The sequence below is a fragment of the Methylobacterium variabile genome, from assembly GCF_001043975.1.
GTDB lineage: Bacteria > Pseudomonadota > Alphaproteobacteria > Rhizobiales > Beijerinckiaceae > Methylobacterium > Methylobacterium variabile.
Window position 1 is genome coordinate 1 of record NZ_LABY01000050.1, and the last position, 24125, is coordinate 24125.

At 72.4% G+C, this 24125-nt stretch carries 22 protein-coding genes, 3 tRNA genes and 1 riboswitch; of the genes, 10 read left to right on the forward strand and 15 right to left on the reverse strand.

The genetic code is table 11. The features are described 5' to 3' along the window. Positions 1 to 16: 16 nt before the first annotated feature. A tRNA-Asp gene (locus VQ02_RS08230) sits at positions 17 to 93 on the reverse strand. 246 nt (positions 94 to 339) lie between these two features. On the opposite strand from VQ02_RS08230, the gene VQ02_RS08235 reads away from it, so the two are divergent. Next, positions 340 to 415: transfer RNA gene (locus tag VQ02_RS08235), tRNA-Val, on the forward strand. A 67-nt stretch (positions 416 to 482) separates the two neighbouring features. Here VQ02_RS08235 and tpiA read toward each other — a convergent pair. After that, a complete protein-coding gene (tpiA, locus tag VQ02_RS08240) occupies positions 483 to 1244 on the reverse strand; it encodes a triose-phosphate isomerase (RefSeq protein ID WP_048443698.1) in 762 nt (253 codons plus the stop codon). 156 nt (positions 1245 to 1400) lie between these two features. Between tpiA and VQ02_RS08245 the strand changes: the two genes are divergently transcribed. Together VQ02_RS08245 and trpE are read left to right on the forward strand one after the other, a co-directional pair. After that, positions 1401 to 3305: a peptidylprolyl isomerase gene (locus VQ02_RS08245; protein WP_048443699.1), complete on the forward strand. Its 1905-nt coding sequence runs from the start codon at positions 1401 to 1403 to the stop codon at positions 3303 to 3305. Between the two features lie 4 nt (positions 3306 to 3309). Then, complete coding sequence (gene trpE, locus VQ02_RS08250) at positions 3310 to 4824, forward strand: anthranilate synthase component I (RefSeq protein ID WP_048443700.1); 1515 nt, start codon at positions 3310 to 3312, stop codon at positions 4822 to 4824. A 79-nt stretch (positions 4825 to 4903) separates the two neighbouring features. On the opposite strand, the gene VQ02_RS08255 is transcribed toward trpE, so the two are convergent. From VQ02_RS08255 to VQ02_RS08270, 4 genes are all read right to left on the reverse strand, one after another. Next, complete coding sequence (locus VQ02_RS08255) at positions 4904 to 6997, reverse strand: GumC family protein (protein ID WP_048443701.1); 2094 nt, start codon at positions 6995 to 6997, stop codon at positions 4904 to 4906. A gap of 86 nt (positions 6998 to 7083) precedes the next feature. Beyond that, positions 7084 to 8460, reverse strand: coding sequence for an O-antigen ligase family protein (locus tag VQ02_RS08260; RefSeq protein ID WP_048443702.1), 1377 nt, complete (start codon positions 8458 to 8460; stop codon positions 7084 to 7086). After that, positions 8454 to 9728 carry a lipopolysaccharide biosynthesis protein gene (locus VQ02_RS08265; protein WP_048443703.1) on the reverse strand — a complete coding sequence of 425 codons (1275 nt, stop codon included), beginning with the start codon at positions 9726 to 9728 and terminating at the stop codon, positions 8454 to 8456. Before VQ02_RS08265 ends, VQ02_RS08260 begins: the two co-directional genes overlap by 7 nt. Further along, the gene (locus VQ02_RS08270; protein ID WP_048443704.1) at positions 9725 to 10738 is read right to left on the reverse strand and encodes a lipid II:glycine glycyltransferase FemX; all 1014 of its coding nucleotides are present in this window, start codon (positions 10736 to 10738) and stop codon (positions 9725 to 9727) included. Before VQ02_RS08270 ends, VQ02_RS08265 begins: the two co-directional genes overlap by 4 nt. A 160-nt stretch (positions 10739 to 10898) precedes the next feature. Between VQ02_RS08270 and VQ02_RS08275 the strand changes: the two genes are divergently transcribed. Continuing rightward, positions 10899 to 11675, forward strand: coding sequence for a polysaccharide deacetylase family protein (locus tag VQ02_RS08275; protein WP_048443705.1), 777 nt, complete (start codon positions 10899 to 10901; stop codon positions 11673 to 11675). Beyond that, the gene (locus VQ02_RS08280; RefSeq protein WP_048443706.1) at positions 11662 to 12768 is read left to right on the forward strand and encodes a glycosyltransferase family 4 protein; all 1107 of its coding nucleotides are present in this window, start codon (positions 11662 to 11664) and stop codon (positions 12766 to 12768) included. Before VQ02_RS08275 ends, VQ02_RS08280 begins: the two co-directional genes overlap by 14 nt. A 40-nt stretch (positions 12769 to 12808) precedes the next feature. Here VQ02_RS08280 and VQ02_RS08285 read toward each other — a convergent pair whose 3' ends face one another. Together VQ02_RS08285 and VQ02_RS08290 are read right to left on the reverse strand one after the other, a co-directional pair. After that, a complete protein-coding gene (locus tag VQ02_RS08285; protein WP_157080551.1) occupies positions 12809 to 13069 on the reverse strand; it encodes a hypothetical protein in 261 nt (86 codons plus the stop codon). 380 nt (positions 13070 to 13449) lie between these two features. Further along, a complete protein-coding gene (locus tag VQ02_RS08290) occupies positions 13450 to 13932 on the reverse strand; it encodes an Lrp/AsnC family transcriptional regulator (RefSeq protein WP_048443708.1) in 483 nt (160 codons plus the stop codon). A gap of 189 nt (positions 13933 to 14121) precedes the next feature. Further along, a riboswitch (ZMP/ZTP riboswitch) is annotated at positions 14122 to 14210 on the forward strand. Positions 14211 to 14233: 23 nt separating this feature from the next. Here VQ02_RS08290 and VQ02_RS08295 point away from each other — a divergent pair. Continuing rightward, the gene (locus VQ02_RS08295; RefSeq protein ID WP_063838472.1) at positions 14234 to 15622 is read left to right on the forward strand and encodes a bifunctional folylpolyglutamate synthase/dihydrofolate synthase; all 1389 of its coding nucleotides are present in this window, start codon (positions 14234 to 14236) and stop codon (positions 15620 to 15622) included. On the opposite strand, the gene VQ02_RS08300 is transcribed toward VQ02_RS08295, so the two are convergent. The 4 genes from VQ02_RS08300 to VQ02_RS08315 are packed head-to-tail and all read right to left on the reverse strand — an operon-like array spanning position 15567 to position 17879. Continuing rightward, positions 15567 to 16283 carry an LrgB family protein gene (locus VQ02_RS08300; RefSeq protein WP_048443709.1) on the reverse strand — a complete coding sequence of 239 codons (717 nt, stop codon included), beginning with the start codon at positions 16281 to 16283 and terminating at the stop codon, positions 15567 to 15569. The two genes, VQ02_RS08295 and VQ02_RS08300, sit on opposite strands and share 56 nt — an antisense overlap. After that, positions 16280 to 16651, reverse strand: a complete 372-nt coding sequence (locus VQ02_RS08305) for a CidA/LrgA family protein (protein ID WP_048443710.1) — start codon at positions 16649 to 16651, stop codon at positions 16280 to 16282. Before VQ02_RS08305 ends, VQ02_RS08300 begins: the two co-directional genes overlap by 4 nt. Next, entirely contained in the window at positions 16648 to 17400 is a 753-nt protein-coding gene (locus VQ02_RS08310; protein WP_048443711.1) for a glutamine amidotransferase, read from the reverse strand. The genes VQ02_RS08305 and VQ02_RS08310 overlap by 4 nt, the downstream gene beginning before the upstream one ends. Continuing rightward, complete coding sequence (locus VQ02_RS08315) at positions 17397 to 17879, reverse strand: tellurite resistance TerB family protein (protein ID WP_048443712.1); 483 nt, start codon at positions 17877 to 17879, stop codon at positions 17397 to 17399. Before VQ02_RS08315 ends, VQ02_RS08310 begins: the two co-directional genes overlap by 4 nt. Positions 17880 to 18135: 256 nt before the next feature. Here VQ02_RS08315 and VQ02_RS08320 point away from each other — a divergent pair. The 3 genes from VQ02_RS08320 (at position 18136) to VQ02_RS08330 (ending at position 18802) form a co-directional block, all read left to right on the forward strand. Beyond that, positions 18136 to 18211: transfer RNA gene (locus tag VQ02_RS08320), tRNA-Thr, on the forward strand. A 146-nt stretch (positions 18212 to 18357) separates the two neighbouring features. Beyond that, positions 18358 to 18600, forward strand: a complete 243-nt coding sequence (locus VQ02_RS08325) for a hypothetical protein (RefSeq protein WP_048443713.1) — start codon at positions 18358 to 18360, stop codon at positions 18598 to 18600. A 7-nt stretch (positions 18601 to 18607) separates the two neighbouring features. Beyond that, a complete protein-coding gene (locus VQ02_RS08330) occupies positions 18608 to 18802 on the forward strand; it encodes a hypothetical protein (protein ID WP_048443714.1) in 195 nt (64 codons plus the stop codon). Positions 18803 to 19057: 255 nt separating this feature from the next. Here VQ02_RS08330 and VQ02_RS08335 read toward each other — a convergent pair whose 3' ends face one another. The 3 genes from VQ02_RS08335 to VQ02_RS08345 form a co-directional block, all read right to left on the reverse strand. Further along, complete coding sequence (locus VQ02_RS08335) at positions 19058 to 19654, reverse strand: DUF1269 domain-containing protein (protein WP_048443715.1); 597 nt, start codon at positions 19652 to 19654, stop codon at positions 19058 to 19060. Between the two features lie 146 nt (positions 19655 to 19800). Then, the gene (locus tag VQ02_RS08340) at positions 19801 to 20328 is read right to left on the reverse strand and encodes an Hsp20/alpha crystallin family protein (RefSeq protein WP_245239661.1); all 528 of its coding nucleotides are present in this window, start codon (positions 20326 to 20328) and stop codon (positions 19801 to 19803) included. 236 nt (positions 20329 to 20564) lie between these two features. Beyond that, a complete protein-coding gene (locus VQ02_RS08345; RefSeq protein ID WP_425339884.1) occupies positions 20565 to 23129 on the reverse strand; it encodes an ATP-dependent Clp protease ATP-binding subunit in 2565 nt (854 codons plus the stop codon). Here VQ02_RS08345 and VQ02_RS39995 point away from each other — a divergent pair. Further along, positions 23034 to 23513 carry a hypothetical protein gene (locus tag VQ02_RS39995; RefSeq protein WP_425339886.1) on the forward strand — a complete coding sequence of 160 codons (480 nt, stop codon included), beginning with the start codon at positions 23034 to 23036 and terminating at the stop codon, positions 23511 to 23513. The genes VQ02_RS08345 and VQ02_RS39995 overlap by 96 nt on opposite strands. Positions 23514 to 24125: the final 612 nt, after the last annotated feature.

Here is a 24125-nt window from a genome sequence, read left to right on the forward strand (position 1 = left end):
TTTCCCGCGAGGGAAGTGGCGCGGACGACGGGGCTCGAACCCGCGACCTCCGGCGTGACAGGCCGGCACTCTAACCGACTGAGCTACGTCCGCCCGGCGTCTCGCAGTGCTGCGATGGCGGCGGTGTATGGGGAGGCCCCTACCCTGTCAAGCCGCCGGCTCAAGAAAGTCGGGAGGGCGTCGGCCGGGGCGGAGACCGGTCGGCCGGGGCGGAGACCGGTCGGCCGGGGCGGAGACCGGCGGATCCGGCGCGCCGCGCACGCGAAACCCTGCACGCGCGGAACCCAGGCGCGGAACCCTTGCGCTCGCGGCCCGGGCCCCTTAACGATGCCGGCATCCGGGCGGTTAGCTCAGTTGGTAGAGCATCTCGTTTACACCGAGAGGGTCGGCGGTTCGAGCCCGTCACCGCCCACCATTTGACGCAAGGTGCCTCAGGCGGTCGAGCGGGACCGGCAGGTCCCGCCCGTCGAAGCGTCGGCGCCTCAGCGATACGCCGCCACGATCCCGAGGAAGTCCTCGGCCTTCAGGCTCGCACCGCCCACGAGCGCGCCGTCGACGTTGGGCACAGCCATCAGCTCGGCGGCGTTCGAGGGCTTCACCGAGCCGCCGTAGAGGATCCGTATCTTGGCGCCCTCCGCGCCGAGGCGCGCCTCGAGTTCCTGCCGGATCAGGGCGTGGACCTCGGCGACGTCGGCCACCGTCGGGGTGAGCCCGGTGCCGATCGCCCAGACCGGCTCGTAGGCGATCACCGTGTCGGCGGCCGTGGCGCCGTCGGGCAGCGAGCCGGCGAGCTGGCCGCGCACGACCTCGAGGGTGCGGCCGGCCTCGCGCTCCTCGCGGGTCTCGCCGACGCAGATGATCGCGACGAGCCCGGCGCGGCGGGCAGCGAGGGCCTTGGCGCGGATGTCGGCGTCGCTCTCGTGGTGGTAGGCCCGGCGCTCGGAATGGCCGACGATGGTGTAGGCGGCGCCGAGATCCGCCAGCATCTCGGCCGAGACGTCGCCCGTATAGGCGCCGCTCGCCTCGGCGTGCACGTCCTGGCCGCCGACCTTCACGGGCGAACCCCTGAGCGCCGCCGCGGCGGCACCGACCAGGGTCGCGGGCGGGCAGACCAGGACGTCGATGCGTTGCGCCAAGCTCGGGTCGAGGCCGTCGCGGACCGCCTCGGCCACCTTCAGCGAGGCCGTGAGGCCGTTCATCTTCCAGTTCCCCGCCACCAGCGGGCGCGGCCGTTCGGTCGTCATGTCTCTCCCCATCGTCACCAAGCGTTGCCGGGTAACAGGTCCGCCGCCGGGCGGCAAACGGCCGGCCTTTGCCTTACGGCGCTTATGCGCTATCGCGGCCCGGTCCGGGCGTCTCTCCCTCACGGGACGGCCCCCTCACGGGTTTCGAGGATCACGATGCTCCAGGGTTTCCGCGCCGCCAGCCAGAGCTGGCTCGGCAAGATCGTGGTGACGGTGGTGTTCGGCCTCCTGATCGCGGGCCTCGCCATCTTCGGCATCGGCGACATCTTCCGCGGCGGCGGCAGCAACAACGTCGCCACCGTCGGCAGCACGCCGATCCCGGCCGAGACCCTGCGCACCGCCTACCAGAACCAGATCCAGCGCCTGTCGCGCCAGAGCCGCCGGCCGATCACCCCGGACCAGGCCAAGGCGCTGGGCCTCGACCGGCAGGTCCTGGCGCAGCTGATCACCGAGGCCTCCCTCGACCAGAAGACCCGGGACCTGGGCCTGCGCATCCCGGACGCGGCGGTGATCCGCCTGATCCAGGAGGAGCCGGCCTTCAAGGGCCCGAGCGGCGCCTTCGACGTGAACACCTTCCGCGATACCCTGCGCCAGGCCGGCCTGACCGAGCAGGGCTTCGTGCAGGAGCAGCGGGCGGTGGCGGCCCGCCTCCAGCTCGCCGACGCGATCACGGCCGAGCTTCCGGTGCCGCTGGCGGCCCGCGACGCGATCCACCGCTACACCTCCGAGCGGCGCGCGGCCTCGTACTTCACCCTGCCGGAATCGGCCGCCGGCGAGGTCCCGGCCCCGGCCGAGGAGGAGGTCGCGACCTTCTACAACGAGCGCAAGAGCGCGTTCCGGGCGCCGGAATACCGCACCGTCGACCTGCTGGTCCTCGATCCCGCCACCCTCGCCAAGCCCGACGCCGTGCCGGAGGCCGAGGCCCGCGCCCGCTACGAGGCCGAGAAGACCCGCTTCGGCACGCCCGAGAAGCGCTCGATCCAGCAGATCGTCTTCGCCAGCGACGCCGACGCGGCGGCGGCGCTCGCCCGCATCCGCAGCGGCGAGGCCACCTTCGACGCCGTGGCGGCGGAGCGCGGCCTCGACGCGAAGGCGCTGGACCTCGGCACCTTCGCCAAGTCCGAGCTGTTCGACCCGGCGGTCGCCGAGGCCGCCTTCGCGGCCGAGCCGAACGCCGTGAGCGAGCCGGTCAAGGGCCGCTTCGGGGCGGTGCTGCTGCGGGTGACCGCCGTGCAGCCGGCGGCCCGCAAGCCGTTCGAGGAGGTGGCCGGCGAGGTCCGGGCCGAGGTCGCCCGCGACAAGGCCCGGGACGGGCTCGAGAAGGTCCACGACGCGATCGAGGACCAGCGCGCCGGCGCCAAGCCGCTCGCCGACATCGCCCGCGAGCAGGGCCTGTCCCTCGTGACCGTGCCGGCGGTGGACGCGCAGGGGCGCGACCCGCAGGGCAAGGCGGTGGACGCGATCCCCGACAAGGACGCGACCCTGGCGGCGATCTTCCGCAGCGACATGGGCGCCGACAACGAGGCCCTGCGCACCCGCTCCGGCGGCTACGTCTGGTACGACGTGACCAAGATCGATCCGGCCCACGACAAGCCCCTGGCCGAGGTGCGCGACGCCGTGGTGGCGCAGTGGAAGGCCGACGAGGTCTCGCGCCGGCTGGCCGCCAAGGCCCGCGAGGCGACCGAGCGGCTCGACAAGGGCGAGGCTATCGAGGCGGTGGCCGCCTCCCTGAACCAGGAGGCGAAGAGCGTCGCCGACCTCGCCCGCGGCCGCGGCCGCGACGCGCTCTCCACCGAGAGCGTCGCCCGCATCTTCGCCACGCCCGTGGGCAAGTCCGGCTCGGCCTCCGGCGAGGGAACCGCCCGGGTGGTGTTCCGCGTCACCCAGGCCACGGTGCCGCCCTTCGTCGCCACGGCGGCGGGCGCGGTCGCGGTGGAGCAGCAGTACCGCACGGCGCTGGCCGACGACGTGCTGGCCGAGTACATCGCCGACGTGCAGAAACAGGCCGGCGTCTCGGTCAACGAGGCCGCGTTCCGGCGCGCCATCGGCGGCGAGTACTGATCCCGTGCTGGTCGCCCCCTCCCGAGAGGCCGCCGCCGCGGCCTATGCCGAGGGCCGCCCGGTCCTGCTGCGCGCCACCCTGGTGGCGGACCTCGAGACGCCGGTCGCCGCGTTCCTGAAGCTGAAGGCGGGTCGTGAGGGCGCGGCCTTCCTGCTCGAATCGGTCGAGGGCGGTGCCGTGCGCGGCCGCTACTCGATGATCGGGCTCGATCCGGACCTGATCTGGCGCTGCGCCGGCGGGCGGGCCGAGCGCGCCGTGGCGCCCGATCTCGCGCACTTCGCCGCGGAGGATGCCCCTCCCCTCGACAGCCTGCGGTCCCTGATCGCCGAGAGCGCGATCCCGCCGGAGCCCGGCCTGCCGCCGATGGCGGCGGGGCTGTTCGGCTATCTCGGCTACGACATGGTGCGGGAGATGGAGCGCCTCGCCGCGCCCCATCCCGACCCGATCGGGGTACCGGACGCGATCCTGGTGCGCCCGACCGTGATGGTGATCTTCGACGCGGTGCGCGACGAGATCGCCCTGGTGGCGCCGATCCGCCCGGTCCCCGGCCTCTCGGCCACCGCCGCCTACGAGGCGGCGCTGTCGCACCTGGAGCGCGCCGCCGACGCGCTCGAAGGCCCGCTGCCGGTCGAGGCGCGGCAGAACCCGACCGAGATTCCCGCCCCCGCCCCGGTCTCGAACGTCGCTCCCAACGATTTCCTCGGCATGGTCGCGAGGGCCAAGGAGTACATCGCCGCCGGCGACATCTTCCAGGTGGTGCTGTCGCAGCGCTTCGAGGCGCCGTTCACCTTGGGGCCGCTGGCGCTCTACCGCTCACTGCGCCGGGTCAACCCGGCGCCGTTCCTGTGCTACCTCGATTTCGGCGACTTCCAGATCGTCTGCTCGTCGCCGGAGATCCTGGTGCGGGTGCGCGACGGCGCGGTCACGATCCGGCCGATCGCCGGCACCCGCCGCCGCGGCGCGACGCCCGAGGAGGACAAGGCGCTCGCCGACGAGCTCCTGGCCGATCCGAAGGAGCGCTCCGAGCACCTGATGCTGCTCGACCTCGGCCGCAACGACGTCGGCCGCGTCGCCGAGATCGGCAGCGTGCGGGTGACGGACTCGTTCTTCCTCGAGTTCTACAGCCAGGTCATGCACATCGTGTCGAACGTCGAGGGCCGCCTCGATCCCCGGCACGACGCCCTCTCGGCCCTCGCGGCGGGCTTCCCCGCCGGCACGGTCTCGGGCGCCCCGAAGGTGCGGGCGATGCAGATCATCGACGAGCTGGAGCGCGAGAAGCGCGGGCCCTACGGCGGCTGCATCGGCTATTTCGGCGCCGACGGGCAGATGGATACCTGCATCGTGCTGCGCACCGCCATCGTCAAGGACGGGCGCATGCACGTCCAGGCCGGCGCCGGCATCGTGCACGATTCCGACCCGGCCGCCGAGCAGCAGGAATGCGTCAACAAGGCCAAGGCCCTGTTCCGCGCCGCCGAGGAGGCGGTGCGCTTCGCCGCGCAGGCGCGGCGGGGGCAGTAAAGGCCTCGCCGCAGCGCGCCGTCCCGGTGCTTCCCCTCCCGGATCCCCGGTGCGGGGGCCTGCCTGGGACGGGAAGCCCCTAGTCCCGCGGGTCGGCGTCGACGACGACGAGGCGCGGACGCCGGTTGGGGCCGATCGCCTTGAGGGCGCGGTCGGTGGCAGCGAGGCGGCCGCGCCTGGCGTTGACCGCCAGGAGGAGCACCGGGATGCGCTCGTCGGCGACCAGGCGCTCGGTGACGACGTCGCCCCCGACGAGGCCGAGATCGACGACGACGAGGTCGGCGTCGCTGCGCAGGAGCGCGTCCGCGAGGTCCCCGGCGAGGCCGCGGGGCAGCTCGTCCGTGCGGGGCAGGACCCGCAGGCCGGAGGGCAGGGTCACGAGGGCGTCCGCCAGGGGCGCGCGGCCGCGCAAGGTCCCGGCGAGGTCCCGGCCGGCCTGGATGCCGAGGTCCCGGGTCAGCGCCCCGTGTGGATCGGCGTCGACCAGGATCACCCGCTCGCGGTCGGACGCGGCCGAGAGCGCGAGGGAGCGGGCGAGGACCGACTTGCCCGCCCGGTCGTCCGCCGCGGTGACGAGGACGACGAGGGGCCCCTGCCCCGTGGCGGAGCCGGCGAGGCGGTGGCGCAGACGCGCCACCGCGACCTCGTAGCGCCCGTCGCCGCGCGCCGTGCCGGCCGCGTCCCGGGGGACCGGCGGCAGAGAGTCGAGGACCGGTCGGCCGAGATAACCTTCGAGGCGGCGGCGGGAGCGGACGCGGCCGGCGGCGAGCTCGAGTCCGAGGCTGCCGACGAGGCCGACCCCGAGCCCGGCCACCAGGGCGGCGAGGAAGAGCACCGGCGTCGGCGGGCCGAGGCGCTTCTCCGGCGGCGAGGCCGGCGAGATGATCCGCGAGGCCGACGTGTCGAGGCTCTGCTGCTCCTGCAGCTCCCGGCCGCGGACCAGGAACGCCTCGTAGACCGCGCGGCTCGCCTCGACCTGCCGCTCGAGCTCGCGCAGCTGCACGAAGTCGTCGCCGACCCGCAGGGCCTCGGCCTTGCGCCGCTCCAGGGCCGCGGCGAGCGAGCGCTCGTTGGCCTGGGCGGCCTGGGCGTCGTTGCGGCTCGCCGCGGCGATGCGCCGGATCTCGGCCTCGATCGCGCCGCGCAGCGCCTTCTCCTGCACCAGAGCGGCCTGGTAGCTCGGATGGCGCCGACCGAGGGTGTCCTCGGCGTCGGCCCGCAGGCGCTCGACGCCGGCGAGCTGGCCCCGGAGCGCGCTGATGGTCGGGTTCTGGACGATCTCGTTGACGGCGTCGGAGGAACCGCCGGCGAGCACGGCCTCGACCTGGCGGACGCGGGCGGCCGCCTCGACGGCCCGCGCCCGGGCGGCGCCGAGTTGGTCGCTGAGCTGGGTGAGCTGCTGCTCGCTCACGAGCTGCGAGCGGGTGCCGACGATGCTGCGCCGGGCGCGGAAGGCCTGGGCCTTGTCCTCGGCCTTGCGCAGGGCCTCGCGCAGCTCGGCGAGCCGGCCCTCGATCGCCTCGCCGGCCCGCCGCGTCGTGTCGGACCGGGTCGCGGCGTCGCGGGCGAGGTAGGTCTCGGCGACGCCGCGGGCGAGGCGGGCCGCCTTCTCGCGGTCCTCGGATGTCACGCTGAGCTCGACCACGAAGCTGCGCTCGAGGCGCCGCGCCCCGACCCGGCTGCGCAGGGCCCGGAGCGCGGTCAGCCGCGGCTCGACCTCCGGCCCGGAGCGGCCGGTCAGGCGCGCGAGGCGGTCCTTGAGCGCACCGAGAAGGGTCTCGCGGCCGCGGAACTCGGGGTCGATCGCGAGGTCGAAGCGGTCGACGACGCGGCCGAGCACGTCGTCCGAGGTCAGGACGCGGATCTGGCTGTCGACGAGGAGCAGGCTCGCGTCGCTCGCCTGGTCCGGGGGCGTAAGCCCGTCCTTGACCACCTGCAGCCCGCGAGGGTCGATCAGGATCTGCGTCGAGGCGGCGAATTGCGGCGGGTTCAGCGCCGTCCAGGCCGCGGCGGCGGCGAGGAACAGGAGGACGGGCAGCAGCACCGTGGGCCAGCGCAGGCGCACGGAGCGCAGGATCTCCCGTGGGTCGAGGAACCAGGGCTCGCGCCCCTCCTCTCCCCGCGGCGCCGCGCCGATGAGCAGCCCGTTCCGGACGTTCTCAACCATCGTCATGCTGCGCTCAAGGCTCCCGTTACGGGGCGGAAGCGTCTCGATCCGGGACGACCGGACGGGAGAACGCTCCGTTTGGCCGAGTCGCTTCAAGCCGCGGGCCAGGCCGGGCCGGCCCCGCGCAGGACCGGGAGGGGACCGGCCGGGACCGGGACCACCGGCACCTCGGCGGCGCGCCGGGCCGCCCGCACGCAGGCGAGGACGGCCACGTAGGCGAGCACGTTGACGTTCCAGTCCTGGAACAGCCCGGGCGTCGTCATCCCGTTGAGAGCCAGCATCAGGATCAGGCAGGCGACGAGGCGGCGAGTGCCGCGGTCGGCGCGGCTCGCGAAGCGGATGGGCTCGATCAGGCTCGTCAGCGCGAAGCACAGGCCGACGATCCCGGTCCCGGCCCAGGCGCTCAGGAACATGTTGTGCGAGTTGGTGATGAACACCGCCTCGTGGCCGCTCTCGTCGGCGAGGGCCGTCGTCGGGATCAGGAGCTGCACGAAGCGGTCCGCCGCCGAGAAGCCCGAGCCGAGCAGATGGTCCTTCGTGGCCGCGATGAAGGTCGGCCAGAACGTGCCGCGGCCGGTCGCGTTGGCGAGTTCCGAGCGCGGCTTCTGGAGCACCGCCGAGAGGAGGTCGAGCAGGCCTGGGAAGTTCGACAGGCCGACCATCAGGAACAGGAAGACCAGCACCGACAGGAGGGCAAGGAGGATGCCGGCGAGGCGGATGCCGGGGCGGCGCGAGGCGATCATCAGCCCCGGCCCCATCGCGATCAGCGCCCCCGTCGAGGCCGCCGATCCGGCGATGATGAAGCCGGCGGCGGCCAGCACCAGGTAGAGCCCGCGCCGGGGGCTGCGCGGCCCGAACACCGCGGCGAAGCCGAGGGTGGCGCAGACGAGGGGCATCATGTTGTTCTTGGCCGAGGAGAACACGATGCCGGAGGCGAGATTCCGCACGATCTCCGGCGTCGCCGCGGCGAGCCAGGCGAGGACCACGACGGCGAGGAGGTCGGCGAGGCGGCGCTGGATGTCGGGCCGGTCGAAGATCAGGATCGAGGCCAGCGTGAACACCGCGAGCTCCGCCGTGCGGTACAGCGTGTAGACCGGAACGATCGACCAGGCGGCGCTCAGGCCGTTCATGCCGATCATCATGGTGAACGGCAGGTAGGGCATCGCGAACGGCAGGGTGAGGACGCGGCGGTCCGCGGCAACCTTCAGCACGAGGTACAGGGCGGTGAGGCCGGTGAGCGCGAGAGTGACGACATTGGAGGCGGTGAGCCCCTCCTCCAGCACGGCATTGCCGTCCTCGCGCGGCACCGTGAAGACGAGGGGCATGAAGGCGAACACCGCCACGAGGGCGAGCGGCCAGAACACCGGGGCGCCGCCGGAGATCGCCCGCGCCTCGAGGCGGCGGCGCAGCACCGGGTAGGCGATCACGAACCAGGTCGCGACCCCGACGGCGATCAGGGCGTTCAGCATCGCTCGGGCCTCTCAGGCTGCGGGAGCGCGGCGCGGCCGAGCGCCGCCAGGAGGGCGAGGAGGGAGGCACCGTGCGCGATCGCGACGACCGCCGCCGCCCCGGCGGCGCCGTAGCGGCCGATGAGCGGCTGGACCAGCGCCAGCGACACCGCGAAGCTGATCGCGAAGGCCCGGAAGATCACGTCGGTGCGGCGGCGGGCCCGGAAGATCTGCGCCACCATGTCCCGCAGGAAGATGAAGGCGACGCCGAGGGCGAGCCAGCGCAGGCAGGGGGCGAACGGCACGTAGGGCGCCCCGAAGACGAGGCGCAGCCACAGCTCGGCGGGCCCGGCCGCCAGGGCGAGGAGGAGGCCGACCGGCACGCCGAGCCGGCGGGTGACGCCGAGGAGATAGGCCCGGAGCGCCGGCTCGCCGCCGGCCTCGTAGGCGCGGCCGGCCCCGGTCGGCACCACGTTCTCGGTGGCGGCGAGCATCAGGACGACGATTCCGACGAGGTACTGGGACGCGCGCAGGCCGCCGAGGGCCTCGTCGCCGAGGGCGCCGCCGGCCAGGAGCCAGACGAGCTGCTCCTGACCGAAGGTGACGAGGACGACCGGCAGGAGCCAGCGCGCCATCTGCCAGTGCCGCCGGGCCGCGGTGGCAAGGGGCCGGCGCCCGGGCCGGGCCGCGCGGCCGGCGAGGACCGGGAGCGTCGTGGCGAAGGCCGTGACGGCCAGGAGCTCGACGAGGCGCGTCGCATTCAGGGGGATGCCGGCCGCCCACAGCCCCGCCACCGCGACCGGGAAGGCCGCCGCCCGGGCGAGGTCCATGGCGAGCGCGACGGCCCCGCCGTCATAGGCAAAGAGCAGCCGGCGGACGGTGAGCTGGAGGTTCTGCGCCAGGGTGAGCGCGCCGGCGGCGGTGACGAGGCCGACCGGGACGGCCTCGCCCCGGAGCGCGAAGTACAGCGCCAGGGTGCCGGCGACGCCGAGGGCGAGGCCGGCGGCGAGCACCAGGGCGCCGGCATTGACGGCGGCGGCGTAGCGCGCCGGGCTGCGCACCGTGCCGGCGAGCGTCATCAGCGGGGCGGTGACGAGGGCGTTGTGGAGCCCCTGCGCGAAGCCCGCCACGATGAGCACGAGGGCGAGGCGCCCGAACGCCTCCATGTCGATCAGGCGGGCCGCCGCGATGCCGGCGAGGAAGCCGAAGCCGCTCACCGCGCCCTGGTCGAGGAGCGAGAGCAGCGCCCGGCCGCGCAGGCGCGCGAGGAGCGTTCGCAGGACGGTCACCGGGCGAGCACCGCCCCGGCGGCAGCGGTGAGGAGGCGGTGGCGGCCGTAGATCCAGAGCGGCCCGCTCGAGGCGACGTTGCGGGTGAGCCCGCGCTTGAAGTCGTAGACGCCCCGGTTGTTCGCCGGATCGATGCCGCCGAAGTCGAACACCCGGCACCCCTCCTCGCCGGCGCGGCGGATGAAGCTCCACACCGCGATGTGCGCCGCGCCGTTAGCCTTGGCCCGCTCCGTCGAGGCGCTGAAGAAGTCGGAGAAGCGGAGGCGGCTCAGATGCGCGATGCGCACGAGGCAGCGCTCCTCTCCCTCGCGCACCTCGAGGATGAGATGATGCGGATCACCGGCGAGGAGGTCGCGGTAGGCGGCGCAGTCGAAGTCGTTGGAGAAGCCCTTGCGGGCCTTCAGCGCCGTGTACATCGCCGCGAAGGCGTCGAAGGCCGCGAGCCGCTCGGCGGGATCGTCGAGGAAGCGCGCCGTCAGGCCGGCATTGCGCTCGGCCTTGCGCAGGCGCTGGCGCCAGCGCGGATCCATCTCGGCCTTGATCGCGTCGAGGCCCTGGGTGAGGTCGATCTCCAGGGTGTGGCGGCTCGCGGTCGTCACCGGCCGGAATCCCGCTGCCAGGACGCCCAGCAGCTCCCCCCGGCTCTCGGCCCGGTTGAAGTCCACCACTACGAGGTCGAGGGGGCCGAGCGCCAGGTGCGCGAGAAGGCTGCGCACGACCGCCTCCCCGTGGCGCTCGCCCCTGTCGGTGAGGAGCGGCCCGCCCTGGATGTAGATCTGCCGGGCCGGGCCGCGGCGGCGGACCTGCACCTGCGCCAGGCCGACGAGGTCGCCGGACTCGTCGACGACGCTCAGCCGTTCGATCCGCGCGCCACGGCGCGCCTTGTAGACACCCCAGCCCGAGGCGGAGAAGATCGAGCCGCGCGCCTGCGCCCAGACGACCTCGTCCCACGATGGCACGTCGTCGACCGCGACGATCCGCAATCCTGTCTCACGTTCCGTTCCGGTCATGGGATCCCCGTGCCAGGACGCGACACCGCTCGGCGCCGCCGCCCCCGCCACGCAAGGGGCGCACCGCGGCGGCGCGCGGGTTGTGAGCGCAAACGTTCGTTAGCCCGGGGCTGCGAGAGTGGGTTGAAGGCCGTGTCGTCGGCGCGTTCAGGCGGACGGGATGCTCCAACCCCTCAAGACCCTGGCCCGTGACCATCCGGTGGTCCGGGCGCTACTGCTGCGGGCGCTCGCGCGGGTGCGGCGGCTCTCCTGCGCGCCGCCGGGCCTCTACACCCTGTGCTACCATCACGTGCCGGAGCGTCACCGGGCGGGCTTCGCGGCGCAGATCGCCTACCTGAAGCGGCACGGCCGCTTCGTGGGGGCCGACGAGGCGCTGACGCTCCTGGAGAGCGGAGCCGTTTGCGCCGAGCGGCACTTCCTCGTCACCTTCGACGACGGCTACGCCGACAACGTCGAGGTCGCGTTGCCGGTGCTCCGGGAAGCCGGGGTGCCGGCGATCCTCTTCCTCGTCAGCGACTGGCTCGACGCGCCGCCGGCGAGCCCCCCCGGCCCTTACGTCGACCGTGGCCTCGTCGCGGCCTGGCTCGACGCCGGCATGGAGATCGGCTCGCACAGCCTCAGCCATTCCTCCCTCGCGGGCCTGGACGACGCGGCGGCGGGCCGGGAGCTCGCCGCCTCCCGCGCGGCCCTCGCGGCGGTGGCGGGCCGGCCGATCCGGCACTTCGCCTGCCCCTGGGGGGTTGCCGTGCGCGACTACCGCCCCGGGCGCGACCCGGCCCTGGCGGTGGCGAGCGGCTATGCCAGCTTCTTCACCACCCGCCGCGGCGTCGCCACCGGCAGGCAGGACCTCCCCGCGCTCCCGCGCCACGTGCTGGAGCCGGAATGGCCGCTGCACGAGCTCGACGCCCTGATGGGGGCCCGCGTTGCACGCTCCTGAGCGCCGCCCCGTCGTGGTGGTCACCGGCGCCCTCGCGCCCTACACGCAGGTGCTCTACCGGGCGCTCGCGGCCGCCCTCGACCACCCCCTCACCGTCCTGGCCTGCACCGCCCGGGAGCCGGCCCGGCAGTGGGCGCTCGCGGCGGCGGACGGCTACGCCTTCTCGGTCCTGCCGGGCCTGCGCTGGCACCGGGACGCGGTGCGCAACCTCTACGTCAATCCGAGCGTCGTGCCGCGCCTCGCAGTCTTGAGGCCGGCAGCGGTGATCCTCAACGACTTCTCGCCCACCGTGGCGATGGCGGCGCTCGCCGCGCGGGCCCTGCGCACGCCTTACGCGATCCGCACCGACGGCGTGCCGGAGACCGATGCGGGCGCGCGCTCGCCGGCCCACCGGGCCCTGCGCCGGGCGATCATTCCGGGGGCCGCGTTCGGCCTCGCGCCGAGCGAGGGCAGCCGGACCCTCCTGGCCTCGTACGGGCTCGCGCCCGGGCGGGTGCTCCGGGCGCCCCTGTTTTCGGCCTGGGAGCCCCGGCCGCCGCTGCCCGAGCCGGAGGCCCGGCCCTACGACGTGCTGTTCTGCGGCATCCTCAACGAGGAGGTGAAGGGCGCGCGCTTCTTCACCGACGTGATGCGCGCCTGCGCCGGGTCCGGCCGGCCCCTGCGGGTGCGGGTGGCGGGCGACGGCCCACTTCGCGCCGAGATGGAGGCGCGCCTCGGCGAGGCCGGCATCCCGACCCGGTTCGACGGCTACCTGGCTCAGGACGCCCTGGCCGACGCTTACGCATCCGCGCGGCTCCTCCTGTTTCCGAGCCGCGGCGACGTCTGGGGCATCGTGGTCAACGAGGCGCTGCAGAGCGGGGCGGCGGTCCTCGCCTCGCCGCATTCCGGCGCCGCCCGCGAGCTCCTCGAGGCCCGGGGCTGCGGCGAGGTGCGGCCGCTGGACGTGGCGGACTGGGCCCGCGCCACCCTGGCGCTCCTCGATGATCCCGGCCGGCGGGCCGCCCTGCGGGTCGCGGCGGAGCGGGCGCTGCCGGACTTCTCCCTCGCCTGCGCCGTCTCCGCCTACCGGGCGGGCCTCGCCGCGCTGCGCTGACGCGCGCCTCGCGGAACGAGGCCGCGCCGTGGACCGGGGATCAGGGTCCGTCCGGGGACAGGCCGGCGGCGGCGAGCAGCGCCTGGTCGAGGCCGTCGCCGACCGACAGCGCCTCGCGCAGCGCGGCGTCGCCGGCATAGATCATGACGTCGCAGACATCGAGGGCCGGATCCTCGCCGACGTGCAGGCAGGTCCGGATCACGTAGCGGCCGTCCGGGGTGCGATAGAGCGTCTGCGTCACCGGCAGGAGATCGTCCGCCGGGCTCGTCGACCGGCCGATCGGGACGGCGAAGAGGCTCACCGGATCGGGAGCCTCCGCCCGGCGCACGGCGGCCGGTGACGTACCCGGCTTCCCGTCCTCCCGTGGGCGCTGCAGCAGAACCGGTACCCATCTCGGCGTGACGGGCTCGTGGCGATCTGGCATTGTCATCTTACAGACTTATCACCCCGGTAATGATCTCGAGTATTGCCGGCGGGCATGCATCCCATAGTCGCCGCAGGGGCAGCGAAAAACAACTTATGGTTCATTTCGCGCATCGGAGCGCGCTCTCTGAACTCCGATGATCGCCGCCATGACAGCGCATGCCGGCGATCCCCGCATCCCTTTTATAGGGCATGACTGATCCAAGGATCAGGTTTTCACCGGTAAAGTGTACACAGGCGTGTCGGAGCGGGGCGCCGTCACGGCTCGCCCGCACCGTGGTCGAGCGGGGCGATGGGCTCGTCCTTGATCTGCTCGATGGCGAGGGCGGTGCGCACCGTGCGCACGTTGGGCAGGCCGGTGAGGTGGCCGACGAGCTGCTGGAAGGCGCCGAGATTCGGCGCGACGCATTTCAGCAGGAAGTCGGTCTCGCCCGAGAGGGTCCAGCACTCCCGCACCAGCGGCCAGCCCCGCATCTCCGCCGCGAAGGCCGCCAGCTCCGCCTGCCCCTGGGCGGCGAGCTGCACCATGGCGAAGCACACCACCTCGAAGCCGAGCGCCTTCGGCTCGAGCAGCGCGCGGTAGCCGCGGATGATGCCGGCCTCCTCGAGGGCGCGCACCCGGCGCAGGCAGGGCGGCGCCGAGAGGCCGACGCGGCGCGCGAGCTCCACGTTGGTGATGGAGCCGTCGGCCTGCAGCTCCCGGAGAATCGCCCAGTCGATGGCGTCGAGGCGGGCGGGCAAGGCGGCGGGCGATCCTGGCGGGAGAGCGTCGGCGAAGCCCGGTGAGTACCCGGCCGCCGGGGCCCGCACAAGGTGACCGGCGCTCCCGATGCGAAATCCGGAATTTCTCACCGGGGCTTCCAGCCCGAGCCCGGGCGGAGCGTGAGCGACGCCGCCCGGTTGCCCGGGGCCGGCTCGTCTCTTATGGGGGGCTGTCCGCGTGACTGGCGAAGTTCAAGGTGGTCCCACCACCGGGGAGCGCGGGCGACGTCCGCTTGCCGCTCGCCTGGGCACCCTTCCCGAGCCGACCGACGGGTGACCCATGACCGCTGCGCACGATGCGTCCTCCCTGCCCGCGGTGCTGGACCGCCTCGACCGCCTGACCGACTGGGAGAAGCGGCCGCGGGGCGGGATGCGCGTCGGGCTTGACCCCATGCGCGACCTCCTGCGGCGGCTCGGCGAGCCGCACGGGCGCCTGCGGGTGGTCCATGTCGGCGGCACCAAGGGCAAGGGCTCGGTCTGCGCCCTCATCGAGGCCGGGCTGGCGCGGGCCGGCCTGCGGGTCGGGCGCTACGCGTCGCCCCACGTCGAATCCGTCACCGAGCGGGTCTGCCTCGGCGGCCGGCCGGTGGCGGGCGCGATCCTCGCCCGTGCGCTCGCCCGCGCCCTCGACGCCCACGAGGCGGCGCGGCGCGACGGGACGGCGGGTCAGGATGCGACCTGGTTCGACGTCGTGACCGCCGCCGCCCTGCTGATCTTCGGCGAGGCCGGCCTCGACTGGGCGGTGATCGAGGTCGGGCTCGGCGGACGCCTCGACTCGACCAATGCGGTAGCGAGCGAGGTCGCGGTGATCACCAACGTCGAGCTGGAGCACACCGAGATCCTGGGCGACACCCGCGCGGCCATCGCCGCCGAGAAGGCCGGCATCGTCAAGCCGGGCACCGCCCTCATCACCACGCTGGGCCCGGACGACGAGGCCGGCCGCGTCGTGGCCGCCCGCGCCGCCGCCCTCGGCTGTGCGGTGCTGCGGCCGGCGATCCCGCCCGGGGCCTCGATCGCGCAGGAGAACGCGGCGCTCGCCGGCCTCGTCCTCGACCACCTCGGGGCGAGCGGCGCGACCGGCATCCGCGACGGACGACCCGCCCGGTTGAGTGCCGCGCTTCTCGATGCGGAGGCCCGCGCGGTCGCGCGTCTGCCGGGGCGGCTGGAGCGCCGGGAGGTGCGGAGTGGCGCCGGCCCGGTGCCGGTCGTGCTCGACGGCGCCCACGTGCCCTTCAACCTCGCGGCGGTGCTGCGGGACCTCGCCTGCGACGAGGAGCTCGGCGGTCCCTGCATCGCCCTCGTCGCCCTGGCGGCGGACAAGGACGCGGCGGGCTTCCTCGCCGTGCTGCACCGGCACGGGGCAGCGGTGGTCTGCACCGAGATGCCCGAGCGGCGCGGGCACGGGGCCGCCGCGCTCCGGGCGGTGGCCGTCGCCGCGGGTATGGAGGCCGAGACGGTGCCGACGCCGGTCGAGGCCCTGGCGCACGCGGCGGACCTCGCCGCCCGACGGGGCGGCTGGCTTCTCGTGACCGGCTCGCTCCACCTCGTCGGTGCTCTGCGAAGCAGGACCTCCGCGCCGGCCCGGGCCGGAGGCGCTCCGCCCGGCGAGGGGCCTAGCGAAGGAGCAGCAGCGCCAGCGGCACCAGCACCGCCGTCAGGAAGGCGTTGAGCCCCATGGCAATGCCCGCGAAGGTGCCGGCGACCTCGCTGACCTGGAAGGCCCGGGCGGTGCCGATGCCGTGGGCGGCGAGCCCCGCGGCGAAGCCGCGGGCGCGGTAGTCCTTGATGCCGAGGCGGTCGAGAAGCGGCGTCACCATGATGGCGCCGAGGATGCCCGTGAGGATCACCAGCACGGCGGTGAGCGTCGGGTCGCCGCCGAGCGCCGAGGTGATGCCCATGGCGACGCTGGCGGTGACGGATTTCGGCGCCAGCGCGATCAGGATCGAGTCCGGCACGCCGAGGAGCTTCGCCGTGCCGATGCCGGTGACGAGGGCGACCGTCGAGCCGACCGCCAGGGCCGCCGCCATCGGCACGAGCACCCGCGTGACCGTCTTGCGGTGCTCGTAGAGCGGGATCGCCAGCGCCACCGTGGCCGGGCCGAGGAGGAAGTGCACGAACTGCGCGCCCTCGAAGTAGACCGGGTAGGGCGTGCGGGTGACGATCAGCACAAGGCCGACCATCCAGATCGCGTGCAGGACCGGGTTCGCCAGGGGATGACGGCCGGTGGCGGCGGAGACCCGGTCTGCGACGACATAGGCGGTGAGCGTCACGGTGAGCCACAAGAGCGGCGTGCGCGACAGGAAGACCCAGAGGGCGAAGTCCCCCGTCATCGGCCAGTTCGCCGGGCGACGTAGGCGAAGGTGAGAACCGTGGCGACCAGCGCCAGCGCGGTCGAGACCACCAGGGCGACAGCGAGGGCGACGCCGTGGGCGGCCAGCACGTCGAGCCGTCCGATCACGCCGGCCCCCGCGGGCACGAACAGCAGCGACAGGTGGGCGAGCAGGCCCTTGCCGGTGCGCTCCAGGGTGCCGTCGACGAGGGGCGCCGGCAGCCCGCCGGGCCGGCGGTCGCGCAGGACCAGCACCGCGAGCAGCAGCGCCATGCCGACGACCGGCCCCGGCACCGGGAGCGCGAAGGCGCGGGCGAGGATCTCGCCGACGAGCTGGCAGAGCAGCAACAGGGTCAGGCTGAGGATCATGCCGGGACCTGCGCGCGCGCCGGACCGGCGAGCCAGTGGTCCAGGAAGGCGTCGAGCCAGCGGACGACGTGCATGTCGTGCATCAGCCGTCCCTCGATCTGCCGCGCCCGGTCCTGCGCGCCCGGCAGGCGCAGGCGCTCGGCGGCCCGCACGGTCCAGCGGCAGATCATGGCGTGGGTGACCTCCGGGTGGAACTGGAGGCCGAACGCCGCCGGCCCGACCCGGATCGCCTGGGTCGGGAAGTCGTCGCCGGTGGCGAGGGTGTCGGCCCCGTTCGGGCAGGTGAAGCCCTCGCGGTGCCAGTGGTAGACGTGGGACGGCCAGGGCTGGCCGATCTCGGCCGCGAAATCGCGCCCCGCCGCGGTCGGCAGCAGCGGGTAGTAGCCGATCTCGGCCCGCCCCTCCGGATGGGCGCAGACCGTGGCGCCGAGGCACTTGGCCAGCATCTGGGCGCCGAGGCACAGGCCGAGAAAAGGCCGCTCCTCCCGCAAGGGAACCCGGATCCAGTCGATCTCTTCCCGCACGAAGGCATCGCCGTCATTGGCGCTCATCGGGCCGCCGAAGATCACCGCGCCTGCATGGTCGCGCATGGTCTCGGGCAGCGGGTCGCCGAAGCGGGGGCGGCGGATGTCGAGGGGGTGGCCGCGCTCCTGGAACAGCCGGCCGAGGCGGCCGGGGGTGGACTGCTCCTGGTGCAGGATCAGGAGCACGGGCTTGCACCCGGGCTCCGGCAGCGTCGTGCGGTTCACCGGACGGGGACCTGCTGCGCCGGCAGGCCCGAGAGGGCGACGGCCCGGGTGGCGGTGATCGCGGCGTCGTCGAAGCCGAGGAGCTGGCCGACCCGCCAGACGAGGTCGTCCTCGAACTCGTGCACCTGCCCGTCGGCGGCGGCAACCGCCCAGGCGAGGCCGAGGAGGCTGCGCCGCTCGTCCTCCGGCAGGTCGCGCCCGATCATCTCGACGAGCTCGGCCACGTCGCGGGTCTCGTCGTCGAAGTTGATCGCCCGCTCGATCAGGGCCCTGGCCCGAGCCTCGGACGGGGCGAAGCGGTTGGTCAGCAGGCGGGCGAGGCGGTCGCGCTCCACCGCCGCGAGGGTGCCGTCAACCCGCGCCACGTGGACGAGGAGGGCCGCGGCGGCGAGGTGCTGTTCGGCCTCGGCATCGAGCGGCGAGGCAGGCGCGCCGAACATCTCGGCGGCGTAGGCGCGAAGGCGGGCGATCAGAGGCATTGGGGAAATGGAGGTCAAGGTCCCTGTATGCTCTAATTCCGGCGCCTCGACGTCAAGCGGTCCGGGCGCCGGCGGGGCGGCCCGAGCCCTGCACCTGCGGTCTGCGTCGTCCACCACCCGCCCGACGCCCGCGACCAGACACCGGGTGCTTCGCGGGAACGCTCTTGCCGAGATGCCTTGTCATGACGCCTTGCCAAGGCACCGCACCGCGGGTATGAGGGCGCCACGGCTCGCCGGCTCGCCCGGCCCCGTCGGCGCCGCAATAGCTCAGCTGGTAGAGCACCTCATTCGTAATGAGGGGGTCGGGGGTTCGAATCCCTCTTGCGGCACCACTTTTCTCCCTGAAAACCCATCATTATTTCATCGTCGGCCGACGTGCACGAGGTCACGGCCGAGTGGATCAAGCTCGGGCTGTGGACGAACCACCGGCGTGAGACGGTGAAGATGCCGGCATGATCCCGATGTGGGAGTTCAAGCGATGACTGGCGGCGACGCCTACAAGCAGAAGCTCCTGACCGACGAGGTCCTCAACGGGGCGATCGCGGCCTACCGCGCCGATCTGTCGACGCCGGCGGTGCTGGAGATCGGGACGAGGAGTCTCGATATCGCCGCTGCCGACCTGGCGAACGCCTCCAGCGTCGAGGTGCTGGCCCGTGAGGGCACGACGCCGCAGAAGAGGAACACGGTGAAGACGGCGACTTTGCTGGCGCCCGGGACCTGACGACGCCATGTCTGACACGCCACAAGCCTCCACCACGCTCGACATCATCGCCCGCGAGCTTCACGAGCTGATGCGATTGAGCAATCCGGGCTGCCCGGCCTGGGACGATCTGGATCCGGCCAAGTCCCATGAGGCCGGCCTGATCCAGATGGCGCGCGAGAAGGCGCGGGAGTTCATCCCGTCCGACGACCCGGCTACCTGATCGTCAGAGCCCGTCCTGACCTGGACCCCGCGCCACCCCGGCCAATCCTCTCGTCCGGAGCGGGCGGTGCAGCTGCAGCGCCTCCCCGGTCGGCATCCTCGATCCATGTGCGCCACTCCTTCGCACTGGTGAACAGCACCGGCATCGCCTTCGGGCGCACAGGCCCGACCACACCATTCGCCTGCGTCGTCGGGAACGGGAACTGGGGTTGGCCGCCGGAGGCGGGGCAATCCCAGTTCGGTGCGGGTTTCAGGGCTACGCGCCGCCAGGGGACGGGGATATCCCGCTGGTGGTCGGCTCAGAGGAATCGGGAGGCGGTGTGCCGCTCCCTGGCATGCTGATCTGCGACCCCGACAGTGCCGCCTGCAGGCGGCTCTCCTGCTCGGGCGAGAGCGAGGAGCGGATCACCCGGCCGCGGAACCGCGACAACTCCTGCAGGACCTTCTCGGGCTGCGCCTTGCGCACCAGCACGAACAGCGCCGAGGTGTTGGGCTGCAGCGTCTCGGCGATCGATTTGATGAAGGTGTCGTTGATCCCGTAATCCGCCAGGCTCCCCGAGAGCGCACCGGCACCTGCGCCCAAGGCTGCGCCGGTCGCCAGCCCCAGCAGCGGGTTGAGAAACAGCAGCCCGACCAGCGACCCCCACATGGCGCCCCAGATGCCGCCCGAAGCCGCACCGGCACCCACGAGGTCGACGCTTTGCTTCAGGCGCAGGCGTCCATCCGCGCTGCGCACGGCGACCACTGTATCCTCAAGGTCGATCAGGTACTCGGTCTGCAGACGCGCCAGCTCGGTGAGAACACGGTCGGCCTCCTGGGCATCGTCGAAGCCCACCACGATCAGCTCGGACATGTCTTTCCTCCATCGTGTGCTCGGCGCGGCGGAGCCCGGCGACGCCAAGCAGACCTGCGCCGGCAGACCGACGCTTCATCGGCTTGGACTCTTGTTTCGCCGCAGTTCGTTGTCGCGAGATCGGCTGCGACTTTTGCGAACTCTGCTCAGGTTCCTGACCGGCCCCGGTTCCCCTGCGGAGGAGTGCCTCGGCCGGCCCCTGTCATGCTCTGGCTGGCGGCATCGCTGCCGCGGCCGGCGGACCCGTTCTGCTCGCCGCTCGAACCCTGGACCTGGATCTTGCGGACGCGTTCCTGCTGGGCGGTCTTCGGCAGCGTGACCGTGAGCACGCCGTGCTCGAAGCTGGCCTTGACCTGATCCGGGTCGACCGTGAACGGCAGCCGCAGCGAGCGTTGGAATGTTCCGTAGGAACGCTCGACGATGTGGTAGCTCTCCTTCTCGCCGCCCTGGCGCTCCTCGAACGTCTTCTCACCCCGGATCGTCAGGATGTCGTCGTCCAGGCTGACATCGATGTCCTTGTCCGTCACGCCGGGCAGCTCGGCCGTGACGCGAATCTCCTGAGCGGTCTCCGATACGTTCAGGTTGGCGTCGATGAAGCGGCCCGCTCCCGGGCCCTGACCTGCGGATGCCGGGAGGCCGGCGCCGCGGAAAACGTCGTCGAACAGCCGGTTCATCTCGCCGTACAGGGACAGGACGGGGTCGCCCCGTCCGAGCAGGCCGCCCGAGCGGGAAGGTGTGAGGGAATTGCGAGCCATGCGCCGAGTCCTCTCGTGGATGACGGAACGAAGCCTGTCTGTCCGACCCGATGGCGGCTCCGAGCCCTGCGGGCAGTTCCGGGCGGCGATCTTTCGGCCGTCCGGGAACGATGAGGGACGCTGCGCCCGGACTTCGGGCGAGCGGCCTTCGGCTATCACTTGGCCGCCGGAGGGAGCTCGCCGGAGGCGTCCGCGGGCATCGTGCCGGGCGCATCGGCCTTCCGCTTCGCCTCCGTCCCGCTGCGCTGATGGCGTGCGCGCTTGACGGCGGGCTTGGATGCGACCTCTGCCGCCCGGGGCCGGGGTTCCAGCACCGCTCTCTCCAGGCGGCTGTCCCACCGCGCCAGCACCCGATCGCCCTCGTGCACCTCGTCGGACAGCATGGCCCGTGCGAGCTGCGTCTCCAGCTCAGAGCGGATCAGCCGCCGCAGCTCGCGGGCACCGAATTCCGGCCGGAAGCCGGCCGCCGCGAGGTGGTCCACGAGGCTCTCGTCGGTCGTGAGTTCGATGCCCTGACCCTGGGCGGTCCGCCGCACGCGCTCCAGCTGAAGTTGCACGATCGCGCGGATATCCGCTTGGCCGAGGGCGTGGAAGACGATGATTTCGTCGATGCGGTTGATGAACTCGGGCCGGAAATGCCGGCGCAGCACCTCCATCAGCTCGCGCTTGAGCTTGGCCGGATCGTCCGCCTCGGTGCCGCGCAGACGCAGGTTGCGCTGGATGATGTCCGAGCCGAGGTTCGAGGTGGCGATGATCACCGTGTTGGTGAAATCGACCACGCGGCCTTTGCCGTCCGTGAGCCGTCCGTCGTCGAAGACCTGCAGCAGCGCATTGTAGACGTCCGGGTGCGCCTTCTCGATCTCGTCGAGCAGCACCACGGAATAGGGCCGTCGCCGCACCCGCTCGGTGAGCTGGCCGCCCTCCTCGTAGCCGACATAGCCGGGCGGCGCCCCGATCAGGCGCGCGACCGCGTGGCGCTCCATGTACTCGGACATGTCGAGGCGGACCATCGCGTCCTCCTCGCCGAACACCGTCTCGGCCAGAGCCTTGGCCAACTCCGTCTTGCCGACGCCGGTCGGGCCCAGGAACAGGAAGGTGGCGATCGGGCGCCGCCCCTCGCGCAGCCCCGCACGGGCGAGCCGCACCGCGTTGCTCACCGCCCGGACCGCCTCCTCCTGGCCGATGACGCGCCGATGCAGCCGCTCCTCCATGGCGACGAGCCGCTGGCGTTCCTCGGTGGTGAGTTCGCTCACCGGCACGCCGGTGATCTTGGAGACCACCTGGGCGACGTGCTCAATCGTGACCTCGGCCGAGGCCGAGCCCCGCTCGCGCCGCCAGCGCTCGTTGGCTTCCGCGAGTTCCCCTTCCTTCTCGGCGTACAGGGCCTGCAACTCCTGGGCGCGGTCGAACTGCTTGCGCGAGGCCGCGTAGTCCTGCTCCCGCTTGATCTGGCGCACCTCCGCCTCGAGATCCTGCACGTCGACGGGACGGGCCGTGGTCGAGATCTTCACCCGCGCCGCGGCCTGGTCGATGAGGTCGATGGCTTTGTCGGGCAGGAACCGCCCGGTGACGTACCGGTCCGAGAGCTCGGCCGCGGCGACGACCGCCTCGTCCGTGATGGTGACCTTGTGATGAGCCTCCAGCGTGTCGCGAAGGCCCCTCAGGATCATGATCGTCTGGGCCACGGTCGGCTCGGGCACGAAGACGGGCTGGAAGCGTCGCTCCAGGGCGGCGTCCTTCTCGATGTGCTTCTGGTACTCGTTGAGGGTGGTCGCCCCGATCAGGTTGAGGTCGCCGCGTGCCAGCGCCGGCTTGAACACGTTGGCGACGTCGAGCCCACCCTCGCCACCCTGGCCCGCCCCCACGATGGTGTGGATCTCGTCGATGAACAGGACGAGGTCGTCGGCGGCTTCAACTTCCCGGAGGAGCTGCTGCACCCGTTCCTCGAACTCGCCGCGGTACTTGGAGCCGGCGACCATCGCGTTGACGGAGAGCTCGACCAGGCGCTTGTCGCGCAGGGCCTCCGGTACCTCGCCGGCGATGATCCGCTGGGCCAGCCCCTCGACGATGGCGGTCTTGCCGACGCCCGGCTCGCCGATCAGCACAGGGTTGTTCTTCTTGCGCCGGGCGAGGACCTCGATGGTGGTCTCGATCTCGCGGGCGCGCCCGATCACCGGGTCGAGCTTGCCGTCCCGGGCAAGCTGCGTAAGGTCGCGCGCGTACTTGTCGAGGTTGGGCGTGCTGGTCGGCGTTCCGATGCGACCCTCCTCGGCGCCGCGCCCGACCACCTTGGTCACCTGCTGGCGGATCGCCTGCGGGGTGAGGCCGAGACGGCGCAGGATGTCCGCGGCGATGCCCTCGCCCTCGTCGGCAAGGCCGATCAGGAGGTGCTCGGGGCCGATGGAGGAATGGCCGAAGTCACGCGAGGCCTGGTAGGCGCGCGCGAGAGCGTCCTTCACCCGGGGCGAGACGCCGATCCCCGCCTCGTCGCGCGCCTCCGCGTCCACCTTGCCGTCCGCCCTGGGCATGCTCTCGTCGAGCTGGCGGCGCAGGTCCTCGATCGAGACCTTGAACTGATCGAGAAGGGTGCGCACGACATCGTTGTCGATGAGCGCGGAGAGCAGGTGCTCGGTGTCGACCTCGCGTCGCCCCAGGTCATCGGCGAGGCGCGCGGCGTCCTGCAGGATCTCCTCGGCCTGAGCGGACAGGCTTTCGGCAATGCCGCCCGCCGATCCTTGGCGTCCCCGGCCCGACCGTCGACCGGACCGGACAGGAATGGGGGCTCCTCCAGTGGCATCGCCCGCTTCGCCGATGCGGGGGCCATCACGGCCCGTGAAGGGCGTGCGGCCGAAGAAGTCTCCGCTGAAGAAATCGTCGAAGAGGGGACCGCCACCGCCGAACAGGCTTTCGAGTGGAGAGCTGGGGCGACCCTGCTGCCGCGCGAGGCGTCGATAATCGACGTCGCACAGTTCCATGGACTGGCGCTGGCCATTGCTGACGACCTGGGCGCGCACCGTGGCCGGACGCACCCCGCAGAGATCGCACATCCCGTCCGCCATGCCATCCTCGACATTGTGGCTGCCGGCCATTTGGCTGGAGCATGAACGATCGTCAGAGATGAAAGTTTCACAGCTCGATATCGGACAAATAAAAGATCTTTTGGCATTCGATATTAAAAATGTTGTTTTCCTTCTTTCTTCGATCGATAATGCGGCCTCTTCGAGGTCAATAATATATGTTAATTTCATGAAATCTTGTGGCGCCTGCTCGGCACACCCGCACGAGCGTCGTGCGATCGGTCCGTCACGGCCGAGGTGAAGGGTGTCGTGGTCGGATGGCTCGACACGGCCATCCCGGATCCGCGGCGCACCCCCTCCCGCCCTCCGTGAGCAACCTCGACTGGCGTGTCGACGCGCATGGCGAGCAGGTGACCCTGCGACTGATGGAAGGCTCGCGCCACGCGACGCTGAGACCCGTTTTACCAAGTCGCGTGCGATGCACCTGACGAGGATCATGGCAGCGGGAAGGATGAAGAAGGCGGGCGCAAAGGATGCGCTCGCCTCGTGATCGCGTGCTAGCCTGCGGCCGCGCCAGATGCCTATGCGACTCTCGCTGGGACGCAGAATGGCGGACCACACACAGCCATTATCGATCGACGATTAGTCACATGAAGAGATATGCGTCCTCACATCCGGCGCAGAAACTGGCGACAGATA